The sequence below is a fragment of the Prevotella sp. oral taxon 317 str. F0108 genome (assembly GCF_000162415.1).
GTDB classification, from domain to species: domain Bacteria; phylum Bacteroidota; class Bacteroidia; order Bacteroidales; family Bacteroidaceae; genus Prevotella; species Prevotella conceptionensis.
In genome coordinates this window covers 562,928-573,646 of record NZ_GG740072.1, presented here as the reverse complement: position 1 = coordinate 573,646, position 10,719 = coordinate 562,928, and the positions used below count along the sequence as shown (strand labels likewise).

Sequence of the window (10,719 nt, the reverse complement as noted above, 5' to 3'; positions counted from 1 at the left end):
TTTAGCCTTTCTAGTTTGGTTATCCACTCATAAATCTTCAAGCCTGATTACCCAAATTTAGCACCCAAAACCCCACTTTTTAATACCTATTTTGTCCTTTTGGGCAGGTTTTTAACGACCACAAAAGGTTTTGTTTATTCTACTACTGTGGATGTTTATGCATATCATCTCGCATTTTGCAGCATTTTGCACTGCATTTTGCACCATTTCACCTTGCGTTTAGCACCAAAACGCACTGCATTTAGCACCAAAACGCACTGCGTTTTGCGGCAAATTGCAGTACATTTTGCCGCAAATAGCCCCAAATGTGGTGCAAATGGCGGCCTTTTCAAATAAATATTCATTTCGCTGCATTCACACGTAACCCCTTTTTGCATCAAAACAAACCTTCGCGAGAATCGATTATTTGCGGCAAAGTGGGCAATTGGTGGACAAAAAGGGTACTCATAGTGTTAAAAATCTTACTGAAAAGGTTACAATGATTAGCGTGTTAACGAGTGGACAGGTTAGCAAGAAAACAAGTGAACAAGTGAACGAGTTAATCGTTCTTTTGACGTTCTTTTGCCGTTCCTATAAAAGTGCATTTTCTCACCATGACAATGTTCGAGCAAGCTCGACATAGTTCATTTGGCTTAACGAAAACGTTCATCTTTCATGTTCAGGCATAAATACTTCCATGTTGACATAAGAACATAAGAACCATGAAAAGGTCCTCTTTACTATTCCCTCTTAATATGCCACGGGAAAGATGCCTTTAACTTGTAAAGAATATATTGAAAGAACTCCCGCCAAGTTTCCTTTTTGGGGCAAAGCCCTGTTTTGTCACAGACGAATGGGGCAGAATTTCAGATTTCATCATATACTTTTCCAACACTTCTTACATGAACGGAGTGTTCATCTTGTTTTTACAGACAAAGACACAAACTCCTCTCAATCTGTAGAAAGATTAAAGGTCAAGAAAATCTTATCTCCTCAATGCAAACAACGCTAAAGCCGTAACAAACTTTAACCAGAATTGTTAGATTTCCGCGCGTTGCGCGCAATATATAATAAAAAATACGTAATTTTGCACGACATGAACTTTTTAGAATCATTGAAACAACTCAAGGCGTTTGCTCGCCAAGACGGTGCCATTTTGGCATTGGTATGGATTGTGGCCTTTCTTTTCACCATGCGGCTACCCCAATCCATGACGGGAAATCTCCTAACCCTTTCCACACCATTCGTCGTGGCGTGGCGGTTGCGTGCGTTCCGTAACAACGCCCTTGATGGCGAAATCTCATATCGGCGCGCGCTGGCCTACTCGTGGCACACCTTCGTTTATGCCTCGCTCATCTTCGCATTGGCTCAATACCTCTATATTCGTTTCTACGACCCAGAGTCGCTCATCACCATGATGCGCGATTCGATACACTCATTTGGTGCAGCTTACCAGCAAATGGGTATGAACGAAACCCAAATGCAAGAGTCGGTTAAGCTACTTGGCACACTTCAACCCATCGAGTTGGTGTTCCTTTTCTTCACCCAAAACATCTTCATTGGGCTCTTCCTCAGTCTCATTATTGCCGCATTTGGAATGAAACATAGGAGATAACAAGCTTGGTTGACACTTGAAAGCAAACGGAATCAGCAATGAGAGCTGTCAAAACCATAACCATTGGCTAATTAAAGTTCCCAAAAGGTCAGACAAAACCCATCGCCGCCCCCTAATCAAGAACAAACGATTAAGAAATATAATAGATAATACAACACAAACAACAATGGACATTTCTGTAGTTATACCCTTGTTCAACGAAGACGAATCGCTGCCCGAACTCTACTCATGGATTGAGCGGGTGATGAACGACAACCAGTTTAGTTTCGAAGTGATATTCGTCAACGACGGCTCTACCGACCGTTCGTGGGAGGTGATAGAAGAACTGAGCAAACAGTCCGAACATGTTCGGGGGATAAAGTTCAGGCGCAACTATGGTAAAAGTCCCGCCCTGTTTTGCGGTTTCAAGGAGGCCAACGGCAACGTGGTTATCACCATGGATGCCGACCTACAAGACTCGCCCGACGAAATACCCGAACTCTATCGCATGATTACGGAAGAGAAATACGACCTTGTTTCGGGTTACAAACAAAAGCGATACGACCCGCTTTCTAAAACAATTCCCACCAAACTGTTCAATGCCACGGCTAGAAAAATAAGTGGGATAAAGAACCTGCACGACTTCAACTGTGGACTGAAAGCCTATCGCAAGGCCGTGGTGAAGAACATCGAAGTGTACGGTGAAATGCACCGCTACATCCCCTACCTGGCCAAGAACGCAGGCTTTGGACGCATTGGCGAGAAAGTGGTACAGCATCAAGCCCGTAAATACGGGAGTTCCAAGTTCGGTCTGAACCGTTTCTTCAATGGCTATCTAGACCTCATCACACTTTGGTTCCTCAGTAATTTCGGCAAAAAGCCCATGCACGTGTTCGGGCTATTAGGCTCGTTGATGTTCCTTTTGGGTTTCATTGCCACTTGTCTATTGGGTGCCGACAAGCTGTATTGTCTTGCCCAAGGCATTCCTCAACGCCTGATAACCGACTCGCCCTACTTCTACCTCTCGCTAACAACGATGATGATTGGCACGCAGCTTTTCCTTGCCGGTTTCTTGGGCGACCTTATCAGCCGCAATTCGCAAGGAAGAAACGATTACCAAATAGAGGAGGAGATAAGATGCGGAGACTGATTCCATTGCTCGTATTGGGCTCGGCCGTGTTGGCCGCATGCTCGTCGATAGATTGTCCGTACAACAATACGGTCTATTCGCAATATGTCCTGATGAAAGGTGGAGGCCTTAAACCAGACACCCTCACCGACACGCTAACCATTCTTACGACACGGCGCGACGGACAAGACACCATTATATATAATAAAGGAGTTAAGACAAAAAGTTTCAGCCTGCCAATGAGCTACACGCGCGATCAAGACGCGCTCTTCTTACAGTTGAAAGATACTCTTGGCAACGTCGTGCACGATACCATCAAGGTAAATAAGACAAACACGCCGCATTTTGAATCGGTAGATTGCCCCATGTCTTATTTCCACACGATAACAGCTGTCAGTACGTCGCACCACGGCATCGATTCCATTATACTCGTCAATCCAAACGTAACATATGACACATCATCGCCACATTTCCGCATCTATTTCAAGAGTGGCCATTAGTGCCTTACTCGCCTTTGGCGCGTTGTCGGCCAGTGCGCAAGGATTGAAACCACAAACCGAACACCCCGACACAACTCGCTTTTTCCGTGGCCTTCAAGTCATGGCAGACGCAGTCGGACCAATACAGCTGGCAGTAAGCGACTATGGACAATACGAGGCCGCCCTGCGCATAAACTTAAAAGACAAGTATTTTCCTGTGTTCGAGCTTGGCTACGGCACAGCCAATCACGAGGACGACCCCGTTACTCACGTAGTGTATAAAACCTCCGCACCATACGGCAAGGTGGGAATGGATTTCAACATCATGAAAAACAAGCACGACATTTACCGAGTTTATGTAGGGGCGAGATACGCTTTCACCTCATTTAAGTACGATGTGGCCAGCCCCGTGTTGACGGACCCCGTATGGAAAGACCCAGCCGAAATCGAGTTAAATAACATTCCAGCCTCATGCCATTGGGCAGAACTTGTGTTCGCAGTGGATGCCAAGATATGGGGACCACTACATTTAGGGTGGTCGGTGCGTTACAGACGACGCTTAGCTCACAACGATGGCGAATCGGGAAATGTTTGGTATGTGCCAGGTTTTGGAAAAACGGGCAACTCTCGACTAGGTGGAACATTTAACATCATCATCAACTTGTAGATGTCTTTGTCTACCTTCAAATAATATAAAGCAAGAAAAGTATTCCCTTTCGGTCTTTTCAGGCCGTCGACAATAAGCACTAAACAAATAAGCAAATGACCACTCCCAATAGAAAACGACGCCTGCTTTGGCAAATACCCTTTCTGCTGTTCCTCATTGTTGGAACAATCTACATCATCAAACAGCAGCAAGATGCACCCTATCAACACGACAAGGGTGCAATCTTCGGTACAACATATAGTATCATTTACCAAAGCAACGAGAACCTGAACAAGGAAATTATGGCCGCACTCAACGAGGTAGACCAATCGATGTCTACCTTTAATAAAGGGTCTGTCATCTCCAAAATAAACCGCAACGAACAGGTACAGCCCGACAAAATGTTCGTAGACGTATTCCAATTGGCCAACAAAATATCCATCGAAACCAATGGGGCATTCGATGTTACCGTTGCTCCTCTGGTTAACGCATGGGGGTTCGGTTTTAAAAACGGAGTCCACCCCACCCCACAAACCATTGACAGCCTGAAACAATTCATCGGCTATCAAAAGGTTGCTTACGTTAACAAGCGCATCAAGAAACAAGACCCACGATTGATGCTCGATTTCAGTGCCATCGCCAAAGGTTATGGCAGTGATGTAGTTGCCAACTTACTAAAGCGCAAAGGCATTGAGAACTTCATGGTAGAGATTGGCGGAGAAATTGTAACACGCGGTATTAGCGAAAAGCGCCTGCCATGGAAAGTGGGCGTAACCAAGCCCACTGACGACTCGTTAAATGTAAACCAAGAGCTGCAAACCATCTTGAACGTAACGGATAAGTCGATGGCCACAAGCGGAAATTACCGCAAGTTCTATTATAAGAATGGCAAGAAATACGCCCACACCATCGACCCAAACACAGGTTATCCTGTTCAGCACAACATTCTTTCGTCTACGGTACTAGCCAACAACTGTGCAGAAGCCGATGCCTATGCCACGGCCTTCATGGTATTAGGGCTCGACAAGGCCAAGAAAGTATTGGAGCAGCATCCCGAACTCATGGCATATTTTATCTATTCAGACAAGAATGGGAAAAACGCCGTTTGGTTTTCGCCATCGCTAAAAGACAAAATTCAGAAGTAAGTCCTTTGTACCCCCCCCACGGCGACAATAGGCTAATGTCAACAAGCAATAACAGATGCACCGCATTCCTCTATATGGCAAACTAATGGAATTGCCCATGTTCCAAGGCATGAGCAAAGAAGATTTGGCCGCAGTACTTGGTCAAACCCGATTCGACTTTGCGCAAAAGAAGGCAGGGGCAACGATAGTTAGAGCAGAAGACGAATGCACACATCTTTATTTTTTGCTTAACGGACGAATGGAAGTGAGCGCGCAAGCCCACGATAATGGCTACATTTTCACAGAAGAGATAGGCGCGCCCTACATTCTCCAGCCCGAAAACCTCTTCGGTATTTCCCCCCGTTACACCCGAACATTCGTTGCCAAAGCTACATGTAGCCTGCTCTTGCTAAGCAAGTCGGAGGTATTAAGACTTACAGACGACTTCATTATCTTCAAGTTCAACCTACTCAACACCATCTCCACACAAGCCCAAAAAGCAGAAAGGCTACCTTGGCGACATTGCGCCCTCAACCTCGAACACCGCATCACCCGTTTCATCACGACGCATTGTACACATCCCGCAGGCAGTAAGCTTGTGCACATCAAGATGCAGAAACTTGCAAACGAGTTGAATGACAACCGTCTAAACGTATCGCGAGCTCTCAATGGCATGCAAAAGCAGGGGCTAATTCAACTTAAACGCGGCTGTATTGTGATACCCATGCTCGAAAAGCTTGTGGCCGAATGGGGTTAGCCCAGGCACATCTCCTATCTCAAGCACAGCCCTTCTTAACCTCACTTCGCTCGTTATTCCAACATACTTACCACAAATATGCGGTAAAAAGCGTGCCAAATCAAATAAAAAGCCTTAACTTTGTAGCTTAAAGCTATTACATCAACATAAGAATGACAAGAACAAACAATTTGGTAAATACCATTATTAAAGGAATACAAGAGAAAAAAGGCAGCAATATCGTTGTAGCCGACTTAAAGGAAATAGAGGGTGCAATAACCAATTATTTCGTTATATGCCAAGGAAACTCGCCCACACAGGTAGAGGCCATAGCTGAATCTATCGGCGAGACCGTGCGTAAAGAACTCAAAGACAAGCCCACAAGTGCCGTTGGCCTAGGCCTAAACCAGTGGGTTGCAATGGACTTTGTGGACGTTATCGTACACGTTTTCATACCAGAGATGCGCTCTTTTTACGACCTTGAACACCTTTGGGCCGATGCCAAGCTAACCCACCTCACTGACATCGACTAAAATTGGCACAGCATTTGATGGAACGTTCGTGTCACCAACAATTCAATTATGAGCAACAAACAACCATACAACAATAAGCAACCCAAGATGCCCCGTTTCAATATGAACTGGATTTATGGGTTGATCATCATCGCGTTGGGGCTTTTCTTCTTCACGGGGAAAGGCGACATGATGGCTGGAAGTGTTAAGCAAGAGGCCACATACACCAAATTTAAGGAGTATGTAAACAAAGGCTACGTCAACAACGTGGTGGTAAACAGTGAGCAACGTACGCTTAAAATGTACGTTAAGCCTGCCAACCTGCGCGACGTTTTCGGAAAAGACCCAAAACAACTTGGCGAAAAGCCTTACGTAAGCGTACAATATGGTTCGCCAGAAGAACTTGAAAAATACCTCACTGAAATTCAACAGGCAGGCAAAATCAAAGACTTCGCTTTCGATAACGATAAGGGCGGACACTTCACCGACATCCTTATCCAGTTCGTTCCGTTCATCGCGCTCATTGCCATTTGGATTTTCATCATGCGTAGAATGGGCAGTGGCGGAGCCGGAGGTGGTTCGGGCGTGTTCAGTGTAGGCAAAAGCAAAGCCAAGATGTACGAGAAAGGAAACGAAATCGGCATCACCTTTAAAGACGTTGCAGGCCAAGAAGGAGCCAAACAAGAGGTTCAAGAGATTGTAGAGTTCCTTAAAAGTCCGCAGAAATACACCGACCTCGGTGGTAAAATCCCCAAGGGCGCATTGCTCGTTGGTCCTCCGGGTACGGGTAAAACACTTTTGGCCAAAGCCGTTGCAGGCGAAGCGGGCGTGCCTTTCTTCTCCATGAGCGGCTCCGACTTTGTCGAAATGTTCGTGGGTGTAGGTGCAAGTCGTGTTCGCGACCTTTTCCACCAAGCCAAAGAAAAATCACCCTGTATTATTTTCATTGACGAAATTGATGCAGTGGGCCGTGCTAGGAGCAAAAATCCCTCGATGGGCGGAAACGATGAGCGCGAGAACACCCTCAACGCACTGCTTACCGAGATGGACGGATTTGGCACAAACAGTGGCGTTATCATTCTTGCAGCCACCAACCGTGCCGACATGCTCGACAGCGCACTACTTCGAGCAGGACGTTTCGACCGACAAATAAATGTAGACCTGCCCGACCTGCCCGAACGCAAGCAAATATTTCAGGTACACCTTCGCCCCGTGAAGGTAGACTCCACCGTAGACATCGATTTCCTCTCGCGGCAAACCCCAGGCTTTTCGGGAGCCGACATCGCCAACGTCTGCAACGAGGCAGCCCTCATTGCGGCACGCCATAACAGCAAGTCGGTAGGCAAACAAGACTTCCTCGATGCCGTAGACCGTATTATCGGCGGATTAGAGAAGAAAACGAAGATAATGACTGCCGCCGAAAAGCGCACTATCGCCTTGCACGAGGCAGGACACGCCACCGTGTCTTGGTTCTGTCAACATGCCGACCCCTTGGTAAAGGTATCCATCGTGCCACGTGGCCGAGCTCTGGGAGCAGCATGGTATCTACCCGAAGAACGCCAAATCACCACCAAAGAGCAAATGCTCGACGAAATGTGTGCACTGATGGGCGGACGTGCTGCCGAAGAATTGTTCACTGGCCATATCTCTACCGGCGCAATGAACGACTTAGAGAGAGCCACAAAGAGTGCATACGGCATGGTGGCATATGCAGGTATGAGCGACAAGTTGCCCAACATCAGTTTCTACAACAACCAGGAATACCAATTCCAAAAACCATATTCTGAAACAACGGCCAAAGTAATCGACGACGAAGTGATGAAGATGGTGAACGAACAATACGACCGTGCAAAGAAAATCCTTCAAGAAAACAGCTACGGCCACAACAAATTGGCCGACCTGCTTATCTCACGCGAAGTGATTTTTGCCGAAGACGTAGAAGAGATTTTCGGTAAACGCCCTTGGGTTAGCCGTTCAGAGGAAATAATTGAAGACAATACACCGAAGTTGGAAGACATGCCCGACGAGGTGAAAGCGGCCGAGGAAGAACACCGCAGGTTGCGTGGACTTTAACCCATAACATGCTGTCGCCATCCGCCTATCTTACTTACAAGGCAGGCAGATGGCGATACGCTGTTACCACTCTCCGCTTTACGCCAACACGCAAGACACGTTCAAACGCCCACACAAAATGCCGAGGATGCCACAACGCACCTCCATCAGTTACCATTATATAACGACGAAAAAGAGAAGACAATGACTCCAAAGATTAAGAATTTGATTACGCGAACCATAACAGGTGTTTTTTTTGTAGCCATCATGGTTACTTGTTTCTTGCGCCCATTGGGCATGGTATTTGTTTTCGCGCTCATAACGTCGCTCAGCCTTTGGGAATACGCTGGGCTAGTTAACGAGAACAAGGGCTCTAGCGTTAATCGTTTCATTTCAACCGTTGCCGGCACATACCTTTTCTTAGCCGTTGCAGGCGTCAACAGCGGGTTCATCGGCACCAATGCCGTGTTCGTGCCTTATCTCCTAACCATCGTTTATCTCTTCGTCAGCGAACTTTACACCAAGGCCAACAACCCCATCAACAATTGGGCCTACACCATGTTGGGGCAGATGTACATCGCCCTACCCCTCTCAATGATAAATGTGTTGGCGTTCAGACAAGCCGACAACCAAATTTACTTTTACCATCTCCTTCCCCTTAGCGTGTTTATCTTCCTTTGGACCAACGACACTGGTGCCTATTGTTCTGGTTCGCTCTTCGGCAAACACAAGCTTTTCCCACGCATTTCGCCTGCCAAGAGTTGGGAAGGCAGCATCGGCGGAGGCATTCTCGTGCTCCTAGTGGCCGGTCTTATCGGCTATTTGGAAACGCAATCCACAGCTCCCACAAACCTCACCATCCCCCAATGGTTAGGCTTAGGCCTTGTAGTGGTGGTGTTCGGCACGTGGGGCGACCTTGTTGAGTCGCTTTTCAAGCGCACACTCGGCATCAAAGACAGCGGCAACATCCTGCCCGGTCATGGCGGAATGCTCGACCGTTTCGACTCCTCACTCATGGCCATACCCGCCTCTGTGGTATATCTCTATTCATTAACGCTATTTCAATAACATCGCAGAGAACGCCTCAGCATTGTGCGTTCTCTTCCATATATAATATGATAGACAGTTCAGCTTTTCAGGGTAAAACGGCTGCTTACTACACATTAGGTTGCAAATTAAACTTTTCGGAAACCTCCACTTTTGGGCAAATGCTCCAAGACATGGGCGTTAGAACCGCCAACGAAGGCGAGCCTGCCGACATCTGCCTTATCAACACCTGCTCGGTTACCGAAGTGGCCGACCACAAATGTAGGCAAATTATCCACCGCATGGTGCGCGAAAACCCAGGAGCCTTTGTGGTTGTAACGGGATGTTACGCCCAACTTGAATCCGAAAAGGTTAGCGCCATCGAAGGTGTAGACCTCGTTTTAGGCAGCAACGAAAAGGCCAACCTCATACAATATCTTAACGATGCTTGGGCCGACGGGCAACGCGGAAAGGCTTTACACCGTCATTTCTCGATGAACACCAAAGACATCAAGACCTTTGCCCCCAGTTGCAGCCGTGGCAACCGAACGCGTTATTTCCTTAAAGTGCAAGACGGGTGCGACTATTTCTGCACCTATTGCACCATTCCCTTCGCACGAGGTTTTTCACGAAATCCCTCCATAGCATCGCTTGTTCAGCAAGCACACGATGCCGCCAACGACGGTGGAAAGGAAATTGTGCTAACAGGCGTAAACATTGGCGAGTTCAAGGGCGGAGGAAACGAACGCTTCATCGACCTTGTCAAGGCTCTCGACCAAGTTGAAGGCATACAGCGTTTTCGCATCAGCAGCATTGAGCCCAACTTGCTCACCGACGAACTTATCGACTATTGCGCATCCAGCAGAGCTTTCATGCCCCACTTCCACATACCCTTACAAAGTGGCAGCGACGAGGTTTTAAAACTGATGCAACGCCGATACGACACTGCCCTTTTTGCCCACAAGGTACAACTCATCAAGCAACGAATACCCAATGCCTTTATCGGTGTAGACGTCATGGTAGGCTCTCGTGGCGAAGAACCAGCTTATTTCGAAGAATGCTATGACTTCCTAAAATCGTTAGACATCAGCCAGTTGCATGTATTCCCTTACAGCGAACGTCCTGGAACGGCAGCTCTCCGCATTCCCTACGTAGTTAACGATGCCGAGAAACGTCGCCGCAGCAAACTGCTTTTAGAGCTGTCCGACGAGAAATTGGAAACCTTCTATGCCTCGCAAATAGGTTCGCAAAGCCTAGTTCTCTTTGAAAAGGCTGCCAAAGGCAAGGCCATGCATGGTTTTACCCCCAACTATGTGCGCGTTGAATTGCCTGCCTCACTAGCCAAAGACGAGTTCGACAACCAACTGTTACCCGTTAGGCTAACCCAATTCAACCACAACAAAAGTGCCATAAAAGTAGAACTTATATAACATCTTCAACAT

General features: G+C 47.1%; 10 protein-coding genes. All 10 read left to right on the top strand.

The genetic code is table 11. From position 1 onward, the window contains the following. The first annotated feature begins 1,075 nt into the window (after window positions 1-1,075). The 10 genes from HMPREF0670_RS02065 to mtaB all read left to right on the top strand — a co-directional run bounded on the left by HMPREF0670_RS02065 (window position 1,076) and on the right by mtaB (window position 10,707). A complete protein-coding gene (locus HMPREF0670_RS02065; protein WP_044077607.1) occupies window positions 1,076-1,594 on the top strand; it encodes a DUF4199 domain-containing protein in 519 nt (172 codons plus the stop codon). Between the two features lie 166 nt (window positions 1,595-1,760). Continuing rightward, complete coding sequence (locus tag HMPREF0670_RS02060; RefSeq protein ID WP_009229502.1) at window positions 1,761-2,723, top strand: glycosyltransferase family 2 protein; 963 nt, start codon at window positions 1,761-1,763, stop codon at window positions 2,721-2,723. Next, window positions 2,711-3,202 (top strand): DUF6452 family protein, encoded by a 492-nt coding sequence (locus HMPREF0670_RS02055; RefSeq protein ID WP_044077606.1) that lies wholly within the window; start codon window positions 2,711-2,713, stop codon window positions 3,200-3,202. The genes HMPREF0670_RS02060 and HMPREF0670_RS02055 overlap by 13 nt, the downstream gene beginning before the upstream one ends. Continuing rightward, on the top strand, window positions 3,153-3,848 hold the full coding sequence (locus HMPREF0670_RS02050; protein ID WP_009229500.1) for a DUF6048 family protein: 696 nt from the start codon (window positions 3,153-3,155) through the stop codon (window positions 3,846-3,848). Before HMPREF0670_RS02055 ends, HMPREF0670_RS02050 begins: the two co-directional genes overlap by 50 nt. A gap of 95 nt (window positions 3,849-3,943) precedes the next feature. Next, window positions 3,944-4,972 (top strand): FAD:protein FMN transferase, encoded by a 1,029-nt coding sequence (locus HMPREF0670_RS02045; protein ID WP_009229499.1) that lies wholly within the window; start codon window positions 3,944-3,946, stop codon window positions 4,970-4,972. Between the two features lie 55 nt (window positions 4,973-5,027). Then, a complete protein-coding gene (locus HMPREF0670_RS02040) occupies window positions 5,028-5,708 on the top strand; it encodes a Crp/Fnr family transcriptional regulator (RefSeq protein WP_009229498.1) in 681 nt (226 codons plus the stop codon). A gap of 152 nt (window positions 5,709-5,860) precedes the next feature. Further along, complete coding sequence (rsfS, locus tag HMPREF0670_RS02035) at window positions 5,861-6,220, top strand: ribosome silencing factor (protein WP_009229497.1); 360 nt, start codon at window positions 5,861-5,863, stop codon at window positions 6,218-6,220. Window positions 6,221-6,268: 48 nt separating this feature from the next. Continuing rightward, complete coding sequence (gene ftsH, locus HMPREF0670_RS02030) at window positions 6,269-8,272, top strand: ATP-dependent zinc metalloprotease FtsH (protein WP_009229496.1); 2,004 nt, start codon at window positions 6,269-6,271, stop codon at window positions 8,270-8,272. 183 nt (window positions 8,273-8,455) lie between these two features. Next, window positions 8,456-9,319, top strand: coding sequence for a phosphatidate cytidylyltransferase (locus HMPREF0670_RS02025; RefSeq protein ID WP_009229495.1), 864 nt, complete (start codon window positions 8,456-8,458; stop codon window positions 9,317-9,319). Between the two features lie 47 nt (window positions 9,320-9,366). Further along, the gene (gene mtaB, locus HMPREF0670_RS02020; RefSeq protein WP_009229494.1) at window positions 9,367-10,707 is read left to right on the top strand and encodes a tRNA (N(6)-L-threonylcarbamoyladenosine(37)-C(2))-methylthiotransferase MtaB; all 1,341 of its coding nucleotides are present in this window, start codon (window positions 9,367-9,369) and stop codon (window positions 10,705-10,707) included. The last annotated feature ends 12 nt before the right edge of the window (window positions 10,708-10,719 follow it).

What these genes read in the sequence shown, in the direction of transcription:
- HMPREF0670_RS02065 (WP_044077607.1), top strand. Translation starts at nt 1,076, where the DNA reads ATGAACTTTTTAGAATCATTGAAACAACTCAAGGCGTTTGCTCGCCAA.
- HMPREF0670_RS02060 (WP_009229502.1), top strand. Translation starts at nt 1,761, where the DNA reads ATGGACATTTCTGTAGTTATACCCTTGTTCAACGAAGACGAATCGCTG.
- HMPREF0670_RS02055 (WP_044077606.1), top strand. Translation starts at nt 2,711, where the DNA reads ATGCGGAGACTGATTCCATTGCTCGTATTGGGCTCGGCCGTGTTGGCC.
- HMPREF0670_RS02050 (WP_009229500.1), top strand. Translation starts at nt 3,153, where the DNA reads ATGACACATCATCGCCACATTTCCGCATCTATTTCAAGAGTGGCCATT.
- HMPREF0670_RS02045 (WP_009229499.1), top strand. Translation starts at nt 3,944, where the DNA reads ATGACCACTCCCAATAGAAAACGACGCCTGCTTTGGCAAATACCCTTT.
- HMPREF0670_RS02040 (WP_009229498.1), top strand. Translation starts at nt 5,028, where the DNA reads ATGCACCGCATTCCTCTATATGGCAAACTAATGGAATTGCCCATGTTC.
- rsfS (WP_009229497.1), top strand. Translation starts at nt 5,861, where the DNA reads ATGACAAGAACAAACAATTTGGTAAATACCATTATTAAAGGAATACAA.
- ftsH (WP_009229496.1), top strand. Translation starts at nt 6,269, where the DNA reads ATGAGCAACAAACAACCATACAACAATAAGCAACCCAAGATGCCCCGT.
- HMPREF0670_RS02025 (WP_009229495.1), top strand. Translation starts at nt 8,456, where the DNA reads ATGACTCCAAAGATTAAGAATTTGATTACGCGAACCATAACAGGTGTT.
- mtaB (WP_009229494.1), top strand. Translation starts at nt 9,367, where the DNA reads ATGATAGACAGTTCAGCTTTTCAGGGTAAAACGGCTGCTTACTACACA.